General features: G+C 69.4%; 17 protein-coding genes. 7 read left to right on the top strand and 10 right to left on the bottom strand.

Going from position 1 to position 15,973, the window contains the following annotated elements:
• Positions 1-2: 2 nt before the first annotated feature.
• Entirely contained in the window at positions 3-269 is a 267-nt protein-coding gene (locus tag ACYVOK_RS25895) for a hypothetical protein (RefSeq protein WP_460665132.1), read from the top strand.
• On the opposite strand, the gene ACYVOK_RS25890 is transcribed toward ACYVOK_RS25895, so the two are convergent.
• The 4 genes from ACYVOK_RS25890 to ACYVOK_RS25875 are packed head-to-tail and all read right to left on the bottom strand — an operon-like array spanning position 256 to position 4,302.
• Entirely contained in the window at positions 256-1,818 is a 1,563-nt protein-coding gene (locus ACYVOK_RS25890; RefSeq protein ID WP_460665131.1) for an N-acyl-D-amino-acid deacylase family protein, read from the bottom strand. The two genes, ACYVOK_RS25895 and ACYVOK_RS25890, sit on opposite strands and share 14 nt — an antisense overlap.
• A gap of 4 nt (positions 1,819-1,822) precedes the next feature.
• Positions 1,823-2,944 (bottom strand): o-succinylbenzoate synthase, encoded by a 1,122-nt coding sequence (menC, locus tag ACYVOK_RS25885; protein ID WP_460665130.1) that lies wholly within the window; start codon positions 2,942-2,944, stop codon positions 1,823-1,825.
• Entirely contained in the window at positions 2,934-3,590 is a 657-nt protein-coding gene (locus ACYVOK_RS25880; RefSeq protein WP_460665129.1) for a MurR/RpiR family transcriptional regulator, read from the bottom strand. The genes menC and ACYVOK_RS25880 overlap by 11 nt, the downstream gene beginning before the upstream one ends.
• Positions 3,577-4,302: a GNAT family N-acetyltransferase gene (locus ACYVOK_RS25875; RefSeq protein WP_460665128.1), complete on the bottom strand. Its 726-nt coding sequence runs from the start codon at positions 4,300-4,302 to the stop codon at positions 3,577-3,579. The genes ACYVOK_RS25880 and ACYVOK_RS25875 overlap by 14 nt, the downstream gene beginning before the upstream one ends.
• Before the next feature lie 106 nt (positions 4,303-4,408).
• Between ACYVOK_RS25875 and ACYVOK_RS25870 the strand changes: the two genes are divergently transcribed.
• Complete coding sequence (locus tag ACYVOK_RS25870; protein ID WP_460665127.1) at positions 4,409-5,503, top strand: M20/M25/M40 family metallo-hydrolase; 1,095 nt, start codon at positions 4,409-4,411, stop codon at positions 5,501-5,503.
• 3 nt (positions 5,504-5,506) lie between these two features.
• Here the strand turns inward: ACYVOK_RS25870 and ggt are convergent, their stop codons facing one another.
• The 4 genes from ggt to miaA form a co-directional block, all read right to left on the bottom strand.
• Positions 5,507-7,348 (bottom strand): gamma-glutamyltransferase, encoded by a 1,842-nt coding sequence (ggt, locus tag ACYVOK_RS25865; RefSeq protein ID WP_460665126.1) that lies wholly within the window; start codon positions 7,346-7,348, stop codon positions 5,507-5,509.
• A 67-nt stretch (positions 7,349-7,415) separates the two neighbouring features.
• Positions 7,416-8,111: a hypothetical protein gene (locus ACYVOK_RS25860; RefSeq protein WP_460665125.1), complete on the bottom strand. Its 696-nt coding sequence runs from the start codon at positions 8,109-8,111 to the stop codon at positions 7,416-7,418.
• Positions 8,112-8,630 carry a SigE family RNA polymerase sigma factor gene (locus ACYVOK_RS25855; RefSeq protein WP_460665124.1) on the bottom strand — a complete coding sequence of 173 codons (519 nt, stop codon included), beginning with the start codon at positions 8,628-8,630 and terminating at the stop codon, positions 8,112-8,114.
• On the bottom strand, positions 8,617-9,606 hold the full coding sequence (miaA, locus tag ACYVOK_RS25850; RefSeq protein WP_460665123.1) for a tRNA (adenosine(37)-N6)-dimethylallyltransferase MiaA: 990 nt from the start codon (positions 9,604-9,606) through the stop codon (positions 8,617-8,619). Before miaA ends, ACYVOK_RS25855 begins: the two co-directional genes overlap by 14 nt.
• Before the next feature lie 134 nt (positions 9,607-9,740).
• On the opposite strand from miaA, the gene ACYVOK_RS25845 reads away from it, so the two are divergent.
• The 3 genes from ACYVOK_RS25845 to ACYVOK_RS25835 all read left to right on the top strand — a co-directional run bounded on the left by ACYVOK_RS25845 (position 9,741) and on the right by ACYVOK_RS25835 (position 11,201).
• Entirely contained in the window at positions 9,741-9,962 is a 222-nt protein-coding gene (locus tag ACYVOK_RS25845; protein ID WP_460665122.1) for a hypothetical protein, read from the top strand.
• A gap of 100 nt (positions 9,963-10,062) precedes the next feature.
• Entirely contained in the window at positions 10,063-10,305 is a 243-nt protein-coding gene (locus ACYVOK_RS25840) for an antitoxin (RefSeq protein WP_460665121.1), read from the top strand.
• 446 nt (positions 10,306-10,751) lie between these two features.
• Positions 10,752-11,201, top strand: coding sequence for an NUDIX hydrolase (locus ACYVOK_RS25835; protein WP_460665120.1), 450 nt, complete (start codon positions 10,752-10,754; stop codon positions 11,199-11,201).
• Positions 11,202-11,214: 13 nt separating this feature from the next.
• On the opposite strand, the gene ACYVOK_RS25830 is transcribed toward ACYVOK_RS25835, so the two are convergent.
• Positions 11,215-11,988 carry a phosphotransferase gene (locus tag ACYVOK_RS25830; RefSeq protein WP_460665119.1) on the bottom strand — a complete coding sequence of 258 codons (774 nt, stop codon included), beginning with the start codon at positions 11,986-11,988 and terminating at the stop codon, positions 11,215-11,217.
• A 7-nt stretch (positions 11,989-11,995) separates the two neighbouring features.
• The gene (gene miaB / locus ACYVOK_RS25825) at positions 11,996-13,474 is read right to left on the bottom strand and encodes a tRNA (N6-isopentenyl adenosine(37)-C2)-methylthiotransferase MiaB (RefSeq protein WP_460665118.1); all 1,479 of its coding nucleotides are present in this window, start codon (positions 13,472-13,474) and stop codon (positions 11,996-11,998) included.
• Positions 13,475-13,575: 101 nt separating this feature from the next.
• Between miaB and ACYVOK_RS25820 the strand changes: the two genes are divergently transcribed.
• A complete protein-coding gene (locus ACYVOK_RS25820; protein WP_460665117.1) occupies positions 13,576-15,090 on the top strand; it encodes an amidohydrolase family protein in 1,515 nt (504 codons plus the stop codon).
• 153 nt (positions 15,091-15,243) lie between these two features.
• Positions 15,244-15,972 carry an amino acid ABC transporter ATP-binding protein gene (locus ACYVOK_RS25815; protein ID WP_460665168.1) on the top strand — a complete coding sequence of 243 codons (729 nt, stop codon included), beginning with the start codon at positions 15,244-15,246 and terminating at the stop codon, positions 15,970-15,972.
• The last annotated feature ends 1 nt before the right edge of the window (position 15,973 follow it).

Genomic DNA, 15,973 nt, shown 5'->3' with positions numbered 1-15,973 from the left:
CCATGGAGCAGATCGCCTACTTCTGGGAGCAGGAGGACGCCGAAACGGTCGCGGCCCGGCTGGACGGTGACGTGCGGCGCGGGCGCTTCCAGGGCGAGGACGACGACGAGGACCACCCGTGGGTCGTCGTACTCCCCGAGGACGTGGATCACGCCGTACTGGACGAACTCCTGACCGAGTACGACGGGTGGCTCGAAACCATCGCGGACGAGGCGGCGCCGGCACCTCCGCCGCTGCCGACCGGTCCGAAGCGGTTCAAGCGGACCTGAGCACGCGACCAGGCCGACGACCCGTCGGTACGCCGTTCGCCAGCACCGAATCGCCCGCGACCAAGACGTGCTCGATCCCGGCCGACAGCTGCCACGGATCGTCGTACGTCGACCTGTCCGCGACCTTCTCCGGATCGAGTACGACGACGTCCGCGACCGCACCGGGTCGCACCACGCCACGGTCCGTGAAACCCAGACGGGACGCCGGGAGCGACGTCATCCGGCGGATCGCCTCGGGCAACGTGAGCACGCCCTGGTCGCGGGTGTAACGGCCGAGGACGCGTGGGAAGGTGCCGAAGTTGCGTGGGTGCGGGTGACCGGATCCGGTGGCGCTGAGGATCCACCCGTCGCTGGCGACACTCGTGCACGGATGCCGCAGTACCGTCACGACGTCGTCCTCGCTCATCGCGTGGTTGACCACGCTGACCGCGGCGTCATGGTGCTCGAGGATTCGGAGCATCGCCTCGGCGGCATCGACGTCGTCGCTCAGGGCGATCTCGGCGAGGCTGAGACCGCGGCAATCCTCGTACCGTCCGGGTGGGAGGGAGGCGATCACGACGGCGCGCGGGTCCGAGAGGTCGGCGGTCCGCAACGCCGAGAGGATTCGTCCGCGTTCGACCGGGTTCGCGAGGCGGGCCAGCATCGCCTGCGCGCCGCCGGCCATCGCCCAGGTGGGAAGCCGTGCCGTGAGCGTCGTACTGGATGCCGTGTACGGATACACGTCCCAGGCGACGTCGATGCCGTCGGCGCGCGCCTGGTCGAGACGTTCGAGCGCGGCGGTGACCAGACCGTGGTTGGCGCGACCGACCGCCTTCAGGTGTGAGACCTCCAGCCTGGCTTCCCCCGCCCGGGCGGCCGCGATCGCCTCGTCGAGCGCCTCCAGTAGCCGAGCTCCTTCGTTGCGGATGTGGGTCGAATACAGCAGGCCGCACCTGCCCGCGGTCGCCACCAACGCAGCGACCTCGGCTTCAGTGGCATACGTCCCCGGCGCGTAGATCAGCCCGGTCGAGAACCCGACGGCGCCTTGCCGCGCGGCTTCGCGGAGCAGGTCCTGCATCCGCCGCAGTTCGCCGCGGGACGGCGCCCGTTCGGCACCGCCCATCACCGCGAGCCTGAGCGACGAGTGGCCGACCTGCAGGGCGACGTTCACGGCGAGCCCGTCGCGCTCGACCGCGTCGGCGAAGCCGCCCGTCTCCCGCCAGGACCAGTCGTGCCGCGGCTCGAGGAACGCCGTACCGGCCTTCAACTGCTCGAGGTCGGTGATCGGGAACGGCGACCAGCCGCAGTTCCCGGTGACCAGCGTCGTGACGCCTTGGTACAGCTGCGTCGTCGCGTCCGGTGACGTCTGCGCGGTGAAGTCCGCATGCGAGTGCAGGTCGATGAAGCCCGGCGCCACGATGTTGCCGGTGGCATCGATCACCTCGACGTCTGCAACCGGCGCGTCCGGCGGTACGACGTCCGCGATCCGGCCGCGGTCCACCAACACCGTGGCCTCGACCGGATCCGCGCCGAGGCCGTCCAGGACCCGGCCACCAGTGATCGCGATCATGGCGTCAGAGGGTGAGCGTGGCCACGGTGTGCGCGGCGATGAGACCCGTGTCGACGGTGTGACCGAGACCAGTTGCCGTCGGCACCCGTACGACGCCATTGTCGGCGGTGACCGGAGGTGTGATCACGTCGCGGGCGTAGTACTTCTCCGAGGCGGAGACGTCTGAGGGCAACGAGAAACCGGGCAGGCTGGAGATCGCCACGTTGGCGGCACGGCCGATGCCGAACTCGTGCATACCGCCGCACCAGACCGGGATGCCGGCCTGCTGCGCCCGGTCGTGCGCGGCCCGAGCGGCAGTGAGCCCGCCCATCCGCGACACCTTGATGTTGAGCACCCGCACGGCTTCGAGCGCGATCGCGGTCTCCAGGTCGTCGAGGGTCTCGATGCTCTCGTCCAGGCAGACGGGGGTCCGCAGCACCTGTTGCAAGCGGGCGTGGGCGAGCAGGTTCCGCGGCGCGAACGGCTGTTCGATCATGGTCAGGCCGAACTCGTCCAGCGCCCGCAGTGCGGTCAGATGCTCGCCCGCCTCGGAATAGATGCCGTTGGCATCGACATGGAGGTCGAGGCCGGGATGCGCGGCCCGCACCGCCCGGACCGGCTCGACGTCCCAGCCGGGCGCGATCTTCAGCTTCACCCGCGGATAGCCGGCCGCCACCTGACGGTCGACCTCGGCGAGGAGGTCGTCGATCGTCGGCTCGATCCCCAGCGACACCCCGGCGACCACCTCGGACCTGGTCCCGCCGAGCGCCTGTGCGAGCGGGACACCTTGCGCCGAAGCCCACAGCACCCAGGCCGCAACGTCCACACCGGCCTTGGCGAACTGGTGGCCGCGAACCTTCGCCCACAGCTGCGGCACCTGCTCGGGCCGTTCCCACGACTGACCGAGCACGGCAGGGAGAAGGTAGTGCTCGGCGATGTGCCAGCAGGTCTCGACGGTCTCCGCCGCGTAATACGGATCGGACGGCGACGCGATCTCACCCCAGCCGACCGCACCCGACGCGTCCTCCAGCTCCACGAGGATGTGGTCCAGCAGAGTCTTGCGGTGCGAGCTGGTGCGGAACGCGTGCACCAGCGGCAACCGGACTCGGTGCAGCCGCGCGGCGGTGACCTTCAGCTCAGTTGACATACAGTCCCAACTCCGAGTTCAGCCGGTCGCGCTCGCCGAGTCGCCGGCGGGCTCCCTTCGCGCTTGCCGTGGTGAGCGTCGCGAGCACATGCAGCACCGACGCCACGACGGTCGGCGAGTCGACGTACGACGCACTGCCGGTCGCGACGTAGATGCACTGGTCCGCGATCTTCGCCAGCGGCGCGTCCTCGAAATCCGTGACCGCGACGAGCTCACCACCGGCTTCGGAGAACCGGCGGGCGAGCTCCACCGTGTCGCGGCGGTACCGGCGCAGCGAGAACGCCACCATCAGGTCGTTCGACCGGACGTCGGACAGGACGTCGATACCGCGCACCACCGTGCCGTCGATCAGGGTCACCTGCGACAGGGCGGCGCTGAGGTCGAAGGCGAGCAGGGACGCGTACGAGAACGACTTCGCCGACCCGGCGATGAACCGCCGCCGGGCGGCGACGATCCGGGCCGCCGCCCGGGCGATCGAGTCGTCGGCCAGGATCTGGTCGAGCGCCTCCTCGATCGAGGCTCGCTCCTGCTCCACCACACGGCGTTGCAACTGCGTCGACGACCGGCGTTGCAGGCGGGCGTCGTACCGCTCGTGCGGGCTGACCAGCTCGCGGTTGCGGGCCTTCAGGTCCTCACTGCCGGACATCGTCCACCGTCCCGAAGAGATAGACCCCCGTCCCGTTCGGCAGCCGGCGGCACGACTCCGCCGCCAGTCCCTTGCCGAGCAGGTCCGTGAATCCCTGGCGCACCCGCTCGGCGATCTCGGGCGTCACCGCGGCCGGATCGGACGGCAGGGCCAGCCACGGGCGATCTCCCGCACCGCCCAGCACTCCCCAGTCCGCCTCGGTCAGGTCCAGCGCGACGTCTTCCAGCTCAGGCGGCTCGGTGCGCAGGTCCCATTCGACGATCAAGCGGTCGCCGCCCGGTCCGTACATGTCCGGGGCGTACCACCGGCCGCGCGCGCCGAGGACGTCGAGGTTGAAGTGCCCGTTGCGGATCTGGAACGGATCGTAGGTCCAGCGCATCCGCGTCATGCCGTGACTGAGCGCGACCTCACGCTGGGCGTGCTTGAGCAGCCGGCCGAGCCCCTGCCCCTGCTGATCCGCGGCGACCACCGCCGACTGCGAGTAGTGGTAGAAGCCGCGCCGGTCGGTGCCGCAGAAGCCGTACGCGAACGCGACGAGCCGGTCGTCGTCGTCCAGCACGCCGACGACCGAGCCACCGTTGCTGACCAGCGCCCCGAGCAGCCGTGGGTTCAGCGCGTAGTCCGGGTCCTGGTAGCCGAAGACCTGGCGGTAGAGCACGGCCGCCTCCGCGAACCGCTCCGCGGTGGTGAGCGTGACAGGGCGGAACCCCACGGCAGTCTCCTCAAAGATACGAAACGGATCTTGGCGCTGACTTGAGTAAATCCCTCGTGGAAAGAGGGAGTCAATCGATGACCGGATGATGATACGTTGACTATCCATGGAGATGATCGATCGGCTCCGGCAGTACGTCGAGCACGAGACGCCCACCGGGGCGGTGGCCGAGCTCAACGCGTTCGCGGACCGCCTCGTGCTCCGGTACGGCGAACTCGGCGGCACCGCCCGACGCGTCTCCGCGCCGACCGGCGACCATGTCGTCGCCGACTTCCCGGGCCGCGGCCCGCGCGCCGATGAGAAACCACTGCTCTTCCTCGGGCACCATGACACCGTCTGGCCGATCGGGCAACTGGCACAGATGCCCTGGCGTGAGCAGGACGGGGTGATTCACGGCCCCGGCGTGTTCGACATGAAGGGCGGCCTGGTCGTTCTGGAGACGGCTCTCGAGCAGGTGGCCGGGGACGATCATCGACCTGTGCGGGTGATCGTGACCGCCGACGAGGAAGTCGGTTCACCCTCGGCCCGCGACCTGGTCACCGCCGAGTCGGCCGGCGTGGTCGCCGCGTTCGGGCTGGAACCACCGCATCCGAACGGCGATCTGAAAACCTCCCGCCGCGGCAGCAGCCGGGTCCGGATCGAGGTCACCGGTCGCGAGGCACACGCCGCGCTCGACCCGGGCCGCGGGGTGTCCGCGATCGACGAACTCGTCGACCAACTGGTCGCGGTCCGCGCGCTGGTTTCGGAGTACGACGACGTGCTGTGCAACGTCGGCACGATCACGGGTGGCGGCCGGACGAACGTCGTACCGGGGAACGCGTCGGCCGAGCTCGGGTTCCGGTTCGTCGATCCGGAGACCGAGCGAGCCGTCCTCGACGCGGTGACCGGACTTCAGCCGGTACGACGGGACGCCGTACTGACCGTGTCCGTGATGTCGAACCGGCCGGCCTGGCAGGCGTCCGGAGCCGTTGACGAGTTGCTGGCCAAAGTCGGCGAAGCCGGCCGGTCAGTGGGTCAGGAAGTGGGCGGGGCGGCGGCATCCGGCGCCGCGGACACCAATCTGACCGGGTGGCTGGGGATCCCCACGCTTGACGGTCTCGGACCGCTGGGCAAGGGCGCGCACGCCGTACACGAGCAGGTGATCGCGGCGACCCTGGCCGAACGAGCGACCCTGGTCGCCGCGATCATCAGGACTGTCTAGGTCCTACCTGGACCACGGGTAGAGCTGATGGACCGTGCCGGCGGATCCGCCGCCGCGGCGGGTCGGCTCGGCGGCCGCCAGGATCGCTCCCCCGGGCAGGAACTCCAGCGCCGCGACCGCGCCGATCTCGGCGGCCGAGGTGAAGGCGTCACCGGACGGGACCAGGACATGGCCGTACGGCTTGAGCGCGGCCTCGTAAGCGGTGATGAACGGCGGCTCCGCCGTCACGTTCGCCGTGTTGCGCTGGGACGCGCGCGGCGCCGCGATCGCCTCGGGCAGAGTCATCCCACGGTCGAGCCGGTTCGTGAGCGTCTGCAGCACGGTGGTGATGATGGTCGAACCTCCCGGCGAACCGAGCGCCAGGAACGGCTTGCCGCCGCGCAGCACGATCGTCGGCGACATCGACGACCGCGGCCGCTTGCCCGCCTCGATCCGGTTCGGGTCGTTGACGTTCGGTACGGCGGAGAAGTCGGTCAGCTCGTTGTTCAGCAGGAACCCGCGACCGGGGACCGTGATCCCGCTGCCGCCGGTCTGCTCGATCGTCAGCGTGTACGACACGACGTTGCCCCATTTGTCGGCGGCGACCAGGTGGGTCGTCGACAGACCCTCCAGGTCGGGCCGGTCCGTGGTCGCGACGCCCGGCGCGCACGGCTGGTACGAGCCGTCGGGCGATCCCGCCGCGACCGGCTTGGTCATCGCGGTGGTGGGGTTGATCAGGCAGGACCGCTCCGCGCCGAACCCGCGCGACAGCAGTTCCTTCGTCGGCACGTCGACGAACGCCGGGTCACCGACGTACGCACCGCGGTCGGCGAAGGCCAGTGCCGACGCCTCCAGGTAGGTGTGCAGCGCCTGCGGGGTCGACATCTGCCTCAGGTGGTGCGGCGTGAGGATGTTCAGCGCCTCCCCGACCGTGGTGCCGCCGGAGGACGACGGAGCCATGCCGTAGACGTCGAGACCGTCGTACCGGACCTTCGTCGGCTCCCGGTTGATCACCTTGTACGCCGCCAGATCGCTGGTGGAGAGGTGGCCGGGGAACACCGGCAGGGTGGCGTTCGCGGCCTTCGGCGGGTTCTGCGCCGTGGCTGCCATCTCCGCGGCGAGCTTCCCGCCGTAGAACGCCGACACGCCCTTCTTCCCGATCAGCTCATACGTGTCGGCCAGGTCGGGGTTCCTGAACACCGAGCCGACCTGCGGTGCGTCACCGTTGGGCAGGAAAAGCTCCGCGGTGGGCCGGATCTGCGCGAACCGGGCCTTGTTGTCCAGCGTCTGGCTGCGGAACGTCTGGTCCACGACGAAGCCGCGATCGGCCAGATCCGCGGCCGGCTGGAGCGCCTTGCGGAGTGACAGCGAACCCCACTGCCGCAGCGCGGCGTCCCACGTCGCCGGCGTCCCCGGTACGCCGACCGACAGCCCGGACGTGACCAGCTGCGCGAAGGGATACGGCTGCTTGGTCTGGGGGTTCACGAACGAGTCGATCTTCATCCCCGCGGGCGCGGTCTCACGACCGTCGAGCGTGTACACCTTGCGCTTCTTGGCGTCGTAGTAGACGAAGTAACCGCCACCGCCGATGCCGGCCGAGTACGGCTCGGTCACACCGAGCGCGGCGGCGGTGGCCACGGCGGCGTCGACGGCGTTGCCGCCACGGCGCAGCACGCCCAGCCCGACCTTCGTCGCCTCCGGGTCGACCGACGAGACGGCCCCACCGAACCCGATCGAGGTCGGTGTCTTCACCGGCGCCTGCGGTGGACGAGCGGCCGCGGTACCGGCGGTCAGGGCGGACAGGACAAGCGCACCAGCAGACAGGGATGCGACCAGCTTCTTCGGTGTCACCGGATACTCCCGCATGCGTCGACGGACAAGGGACAAGCCCTTGCCTATCCCGAAGTCGGCGTCAGCGCCAGTCGTGGCGCGGCTAGTTGACGTTGCAGGAGGCCATGAAGCGCTGGAGGAGAGCGTCGTTCCACTCCGGGTTGTTCGCCGGGAACTCGACCAGAAGCCACTTCTCGGCGAGTTTCACCTGACCGGCGAGGCGGCCGTTCGCCGTCCCGATGTGGAACACCTTCCCGCCCGAATCCACGACCCGGACCGATGTCAGGCTCTTCGCCACCGGCGCCGCCTGCAGCACGACCTTGCTGTCCACGTCCGCGGTCCGCACGGTCGGCGCGGACAGCACCACACGGTCGGCCGGGATCGGGGTCTCCGGGGTCCACCCCCTCGGGGCGAGCGTGCAGCCGATGGTGTTCCACGGCTGCCGGTTCGCGATCAGCTCGACCGACGAACCGGCGTACGTCGAAATCGACTCGCTGCCCTCCGCGATCATCGGCGTGGGCGACGCGGACGCCGAGGAGGTGGTCGCCGCGGTCTTCTCACCGTCTCCGGTGGCCACCTGCGTGCTGCTGCCGTTGTTCCACCACTTCACCTGGTTACCGACCGCGAGGACGGCGGCCGACACCGCGGCGACGCACAGCACGCCGGTCACCCGGCGGCGCCGCTTGATCCGGCGCAGCGCACGCCGGCCGCGGGCGACATCGGCCTCGATGTCCGCGGGCGGGAGTCCGTCGGCCGCGCGGTCGGCGAACCCCTCCAGCAACTTCTTCACGTCATCCACTCAGGTACTCCCCGTCGCAGGATCCGCTTCTTCCTCGCTCATCAGATCCTTCAGTCGTTTCAAGGCCTTCGCGGTCTGGCTCTTCACGGTGCCCTCGGTGCAGTCCAGGATCCGTGCGCAGCTCGCCACGTCGAGATCCTGGAAGTACCGCAGTACCAGGACCGCGCGCTGCCGCGGCGCGAGGTCCAGCAGCGCCCTCCGGACCGCGAGGGTGTCCACCGGGTCCGCCTCGTCGGTGAGCCTCGGCTCGAACGTCTCCGCGGTCACCACCTCCGGGTGGCGGCCGGCCCGCCGGCGCTCGTCCAGGAACGCGTTGACCAGGATGCGGTGCGCGTACGGCCCGGCGCCCTCGTGCCGGATCCGGTGCCAGTGCACGTACACCCTGGTGCACGCGGTCTGCACCAGGTCCTCCGCGGTGTGCACGTCACCCGCGGTCAGCAGCAGTGCGGTCCTCATCAGCCGGGTTCGGTCCGCGAGCAGGTACTCACGGAACTCGGCCTCACGGTCACCCCCTCGCATCAACGGCCCCATCGGACAGGCCATCGCCTTCTTCCACCCCGTCTACGCCGCCGATCCCCCGTCGGTTGCCTCCGGCTATCACTTCCAACGCCTTCTCCACCAGGTCGGGGTCGTCGTACCGCAGCCAAGTGATCCGTTGGTCCTTACGGAACCACGAGTCCTGCCGCCGCGCGAACCGGCGGGTGGCCTGCGCGGTCCGCTCCCGGGCCTCCTGCTCACTGATCTCACCGGCGAGCAACGCGATCACCTGCGAGTAGCCGAGGGCACGGTTGGCCGTCTTGCCTTCCAGCAAACCCCTGTTCAGCAGCTCGCGCACCTCGTCGACGAAACCCGCGTCGAACATCCGGTCCACCCGGCGGCCGATCCGCTCGTCCAGCTCCGGCCGGGGTACGTCGAGGCCGAGCTGGACCGCACCCGGGTAGACATAGCGATGCTCGGGCAGGGTCGCGACGTACGACCCGCCGGTGATCTCGATGACCTCCAGCGCCCGTACGATCCGCCGCCCGTTGCTCGGCAGGATCTGCGCCGCCGCGGCCGGATCCTTCTGAGCGAGCTGGTGGTGCATCGCGCCGGGGCCGACCTCCTCGAGCTCGGTCTCCAGCCGGCGGCGTACCTCTGCGTCGGTGCCCGGGAAGACGAAGTCGTCGAGGATCGCCCGTACGTACAGCGCCGAACCGCCGGCCAGCACCGGGACCACCTGGCGACCGATGCAGTCGTCGATGGCTTTTCGCGCCAGCTGCTGGAACTCGGCCACGGTCGCGGTCTCGGTCACGTCGAGAATGTCCAGCAGATGATGCGGTACGCCGTCGCGCTCCGCCGTACTGATCTTCGCCGTACCGATGTCCATGCCGCGGTAGACCTGCATCGCGTCGGCGTTGACCACCTCACCGCGCAGGCGTTTGCACAGGGCAACGGACAGGTCGGACTTGCCGGCCGCGGTGGGACCGACGACCGCGACGACGAGTGGTTCGGCCATCGCTCCAGTGTGACAGCGCCGATGGCCTCCCCGCCCCACGCCCCGGGCCGAACCGGAGCCGCGGGCTTGTGGATGACCCGCGATGTTGGATAGGAACGCTGCAGATCGCAATACACCTACGGGAGGATGACGAAGTGACGAATCCGTTCGAGGAAGGCTCCGACGCGGCCAAGGACAACCTGGGCCTGGGGGAGAACGAGGAGTTCGACGCCGCGAAGCGCAGCGGCGGCGATGTCGAGCGCAGCGGTGGGGACGTCGAATCCGGCGGTGACGTCGAATCCGGTGGCGACGTGGAGTCCGGCGGCGATGTCGAGTCCGGCGGCGACGTGGAGACCGAGCCCGGCTCCGGCGTCTAGGTCAACACAGCGGAGATCCCACGGTTCCGGCGTACGAAGTGCGAAGATCACCGTTGGCTGTCTGTAAGCATTCAACTACGCAGGAATGGGAGCCCCCGAGATGGGCATCTTCGACAAGTTCAAGGGCAAGGCCGAGGACCTGAAGGACAAGGCGGGCGACCTGGTCGACCAGCACGGCGACAAGGTCGGCCAGGGTCTGGACAAGGCCGGTGACTTCGTCGACGACAAGACGGGCGGCAAGTACGGCGACAAGATCGACCAGGGCGTCGACAAGGCCAAGGAAGGCCTCGACAACCTCGACGGCCAGAACGACGACATCCCCGACACCAACCGCCCCGCCTGACCACCACCTTGGAGGGCCGCAAGGATCCCCCTTGCGGCCCTCCGCCCTGTCCAAAGGCCATCGCCTCCGGCGGCGACAGTTCTCTCAGGCCGCCTCCGGCGGCGTGGCACACTGCGGAAGCGGTCTGCCCACTACCGCGAACAACCCGCCCAATGCCGACCTCACATCCAAGCAACCGGACTTCGCCAAGAACCGTCGTGCCGGCCCTATTTCCCACCTCATCCGCCCGCCGAACGAACTGTCGCCGGCGGACGCAGTGTCCTTTCCACCCAGCCGGCATCCACGGTGCATCCGCCGAGCGCACCGACCCGTGACATGAGTGCGCGCCGCGCCGGAGGCGCCGAAGGGACTGCCGCCGCCGAAGGCGGTGTCCTTTGGGGCGGTGTCGTTTGGTGCGTCAGTTCGGTGCGTCGGGTGGTGTCGGTGGGGGTGGTTAGGGTGCTGGCATGGATCGGTTTCGGGTGGTGCCGGCGGCTTATGTGGTGTTGCGGCGGGGGGACGAGGTGTTGATGTTGCTGCGGGCCAACACCGGCTACATGGACGGGTACTGGGCGGTGCCGGCTGGACATGTGGAGAAGGACGAGTCGGTGGTCGAGGCGGCGATCCGGGAGGCGCGGGAGGAGGTCGGAGTGGAGATCGAGCCGGCCGACCTGGTGCCGGTCACCGCGATGCACCGGACCGGTGGGAACGGGGATCCGATCGACGAGCGGGTCGACTTCTTCTTCACGGCGTCGAAGTGGACCGGTGAGCCGCGGCTGATGGAGCCCGGCAAGGCGGACGCACTCGACTGGTTCTCCCTCGACAAACTTCCGGACCCGGTGGTCCCCCACGAGGCCCGCGTCCTGGCCGGCCTGTACGGCGGCGGCGTACCACCTGTCATCACCCACGGCTTCTGACCCCGTCGAAGGATCAGAGGTAGGAGCGAATGAGCTCTTCCTGGCCCGGGAGGAGGGCCCGCTCTTCGGGGGTGAGTGTGACGTTGCGTCCACGTACGGCGAGGGCGGCGGGCAGGCCCGGTGTGGGGTCGATGGAGTTGGCGAGGTAGGCGGCCAGGGCTTCGCGGAGGAGCGGGCTGAGGGCTTCGAACGACGGGTCGAGGGCGACCTGGGCGAAGATGATCGCGGTCATCGCGATGTCGAACTCGGGTGGGCCCTCCTCGGCGTTGCGCCAGTCGATGACGACCGGGCCGTCGACGGTCGCGATCACGTTCTGCGGGTGGAGATCGCCGTGGACGACGACCAGACCCGGCGTACCGCTTGGCGCGGGGATTGCCTGTAGGCGGCGGTGCAGGTCGGCATGTAGCTCACCGACCTCGGTTGCGCTCAGGTCACCGGCGATCGCAGCATCGGCGAGGGTCGGACCGTCGAGTCGCTGGATGACCATGTCCGCGCCGGAAACCTCGCGCACCGCAGGCACGGGGTAGTCGTACTGCGCAACGTGGCGCATGAAGTCGGCCTCGTCCCGCACCGGATGCCCATTGCGATAACGCCGCAGCACCCACTCCTCGTCCAGGGCGTACACATCAGCGTCTCGCCCAGCCGCAAACGGCTCAGCGCCAACCGGAACAAGAGGCGCGGCCTGAGAAGCGGACGAGACAGACCGATCGCCCCGAGAACCCGACGAATCACCCGCGGACCGAGCGGCCCGAGGACCCGGGGAGTCAGCGGTGGGCGGGCTGGTCACTCGGGTGTCAGCCGTGTTGGCAGCCGCTGGTGGCGGGTTCGAGGGGCTTGGCGCCGATGGTCGGCATGCCCAGGAGCACACCGGGCTTTGTCGTGTCGGCCGGGGTCTCCTGCATGCGCTCCCACGCGTCGCCTGCGCGGGTCCGCCGTACCGAACCGAAGACGTCCGCGACCAGGTGGTGCGGGGCGCCGTACGTGACCTCGACCGTCGCCACGTCGCCCGGTCGCGGCGGCTCGACACCCTCGGGCAGCGCGAAGTGGACGAGGCGGTTGTCGCGAGCGCGGCCGCTGAGGCGGTGGGTGGTGGCGTCCTTGCGCCCCTCCCCCTCGGCGACGAGCACCTCGAGCGACCGCCCGACGAGCAGCTTGTTCTCCGCCCAGGCCATCTCGTCCTGCAGTGCGACCAGACGCTCGTACCGATCCTGTACGACGTCGCGCGGGACCTGGTCCTCCATCGACTCGGCCGGCGTACCCGGACGCTTGGAGTACTGGAACGTGAACGCACCCGAGAAGCGCGCCTGCCGGACCACGTCGAGCGTGCCCTGGAAGTCCTCCTCGGTCTCCCCCGGGAAGCCGACGATGATGTCGGTGGTGATCGCCGCGTCCGGCATCGCCGCGCGGACGTCCTCGATGATCTTGAGGTACCGGTCGCGCCGGTACGAGCGGCGCATCGCCTTCAGGACCCGGTCCGAACCGGACTGCAGCGGCATGTGCAGCGAGGGCATCACGTTCGGCGTCTCGGCCATCGCCTCGATCACGTCCGCCGTGAAGTCCCGCGGGTGCGGCGAGGTGAACCGGACCCGCTCCAGCCCGTCGATCGTGCCGCAGGCCCGGAGCAGCTTGCCGAACGCGTACCGGTCGCCGAACTCGACGCCGTACGAGTTCACGTTCTGGCCGAGCAGCGTCACCTCGAGCACGCCTTCGGCGACCAGCGCCTCGACTTCGGCGAGGACGTCACCCGGACGGCGGTCCTTCTCGCGGCCTCGCAGCGCCGGGACGATGCAGAACGTGCAGGTGTTGTTGCAGCCGACGCTGATCGACACCCAGGCCGAGTACGGCGATTCGCGGCGGGTCGGCAGCGTGGACGGGAAGACCTCGAGCGACTCGAGGATCTCGACCTGCGACTCCTGCTGCACCCGGGCCCGCTCCAGCAGCACCGGCAGCGACCCGATGTTGTGGGTGCCGAACACTACATCCACCCACGGCGCCTTGCGCACGATCGACGCCTTGTCCTTCTGCGCCAGGCAACCACCGACCGCGATCTGCAGGTCGGGTTTGCGAGCCTTCACCGGCGCCAGGTGGCCGAGGTTGCCGTACAACTTGTTGTCGGCGTTCTCCCGGACCGCGCAGGTGTTGAAGACGACCACGTCGGCCTGGTCACCCTCGGGCGCGCGGACATAGCCCGCGTCCTCCAGCAGCCCGCGCAGCCGCTCGGAGTCGTGGACGTTCATCTGGCACCCGTAGGTGCGGACCTCATAAGTACGCATGACAGCCACCAAGAGTACGTGCCGGGGTAGACATTTCCCTACCTGGGACCGGCAGGCTGGAACCCCTGACCCGGGCGGCGGCACCGAGAATAGTGAAGGGCATGAACAGTTCTCGCCGTCAGTTCCTCGCCCGTACCGCCGCCGGTGCCGCTGTCATCGCCGGCGGATCCGTCGGCACCGGCCTGGTCAGGCCGCTCGCGGCGGTGGGTGCGACGCCCATCACCGCGCTCACCGGCGTCACCGTCGTCGACGCCGCCACCGGCCGCCGGGACCGGCACCGGACCGTGCTGATCAGCGGCGACCGGATCATCGGCGTCGGCCGCCACCTCCCGGTGCCCCGCGGGGCCGTCGAACTCGACCTGAGCGGCAAGTTCGTCATCCCCGGTCTGGCCGATATGCACGTCCACAGCCTCGGCGACGAGCGGATCTCTCCCCCGCTGTACCTGGCGAACGGGGTCACCACGGTCCGCGAGATGGCCGGCATCACCCCGGCGCTGTACGACTGGCGCGACCGGATCGAGGCCGGCACCCTGCTCGGCCCCCGGATGATCGTCGCGAGCAACATCATCGACGGGGACCCGACCCTGTGGGACCCGAACCTGATCCAGGTGATCGTGGTCGACGACGAGCCGTCGGCGCGGGCCGCCGTACGACGGGTCAAGACCGAGGGCGCCGACTTCGTGAAGGTCTACTCGCGCCTGAGCCCCGCGTCATGGGCCGCGGTCGTCGACGAGGCCCGCAAGACCGGTCTGACCGTCCACGGCCACGGGCCGGACCAGCTCACCACGAAGCAGGTCAGCAACGCCGGGCAACGCACCATCGAGCACATCCACTCCCTCGGCCTCGCCGTGTCCACCCGGGAGGCGGAGGTACGGCGGATGGTCCTCGACATCAGTGTGAAACCGGGCGACTACAACTCCTGGTTCCGGCAGATGCACCCGATCGAGTGGATCGCGGCGAACACCTTCAGCCGGGCGCGCGCCGCGGACGTGTTCGGCACCCTGCGGCGCAATCGCACCCGGGTCACGCCGACGCTCACCATGCACAGCGTGCTCGACCGACCCGACCATGCGCGCCTCGATCCCGCGCTGGCGAAGTACCTGAGCAGCGACGCGATCTTCACCTACGACTACGCCATCAACCACCTGTACAAGGCCAACCGGACCGCCGAGGAGATCTCCCGCCAGGACCGGATGTGGGCGTGGCGGCAGCGATTCGTCGGCGAGTTGTTCGCGTACGGCCTCCCGATCCTGGCCGGCACCGACACGGGCACGCCGTACTCGGTCCCCGGCTTCGCCCTGCACGACGAACTCGAGCACCTCGTCGACGCCGGCGCCACTCCCCGCCAGGCCCTGTACGCCGCCACCGTCGAGCCGGCCCGGTTCCTCGGCATGGGGGCCGACCTCGGCTCGGTGGAACCGCGGAAGATCGCGGACCTCGTCGTACTCGACGCCGATCCGCTGAAGGACATCCGGAACACGCGCCGGATCCACACCGTCGTGACACGCGGCCGAGTGATCTCGCCCACGGCCCGGCAGCGGATGCTCGACGAGGTGGAAACCGCGGTGAAGGAGCCTCCTACGGCGGGCGCGATCCGGGCCGGCGGGTGCTGCTGAGCGTCCTTCGAGCAGCCTGTGACCACGTGGTCACAGGCTGCGCGGCGTTATTGCAGATCGTTACCACCGTGGAACCGACCAGCGCTGCGACGGCACCCCCGGCTCCGCTAGGTTCTGGCCATGAGCGATTCCGGAACCTTGACGAAAACCGGTCTGGTCGCCCTGACCGGCGTCAACAAACATTTCGGTGACCTGCACGTCCTGAAGGACATCAACCTGTCCATCGACAAGGGCGAGGTCGTCGTGGTGATCGGCCCGTCCGGGTCCGGCAAGTCGACGCTCTGCCGCGCGATCAACCGGCTGGAACCGATCGACTCGGGCACCATCACGCTGGACGGACAGCCGCTGCCGAGCGAGGGCCGGGCCCTGGCCAGGCTGCGCGCCGATGTCGGCATGGTGTTCCAGTCGTTCAACCTGTTCGCGCACAAGACGATCCTGCAGAACGTCACGCTCGGTCCGTGCAAGGTTCGCAAGACGGACCCGAAGGCGGCCGAGAAACGGGCGATGGAACTGCTGGAGCGGGTGGGGGTGGCCAATCAGGCCTCGAAGTACCCGGCTCAGCTGTCCGGCGGCCAGCAACAGCGCGTCGCCATTGCGCGGGCACTGGCCATGGACCCCAAGGTCATCCTCTTCGACGAGCCCACCTCGGCGCTCGACCCGGAGATGATCCAGGAGGTCCTCGAGGTGATGATCGACCTGGCCAAGCAGGGAATGACGATGGTCGTGGTCACGCACGAGATGGGGTTCGCCCGGACCGCGGCGAACCGGGTGGTGTTCATGGCCGACGGCGAGATCGTCGAAGAGGCCACCCCGGAGCAGTTCTTCACCAACCCCACCTCGCGGCGTGCCCAGGACTTCCTCGGCAAGATCCTGAAGCACTGAC

This window comes from Kribbella swartbergensis (assembly GCF_054784135.1).
Note: the sequence above shows the minus strand (reverse complement) of the source record. Positions and strands in the feature narration are given on the sequence as shown.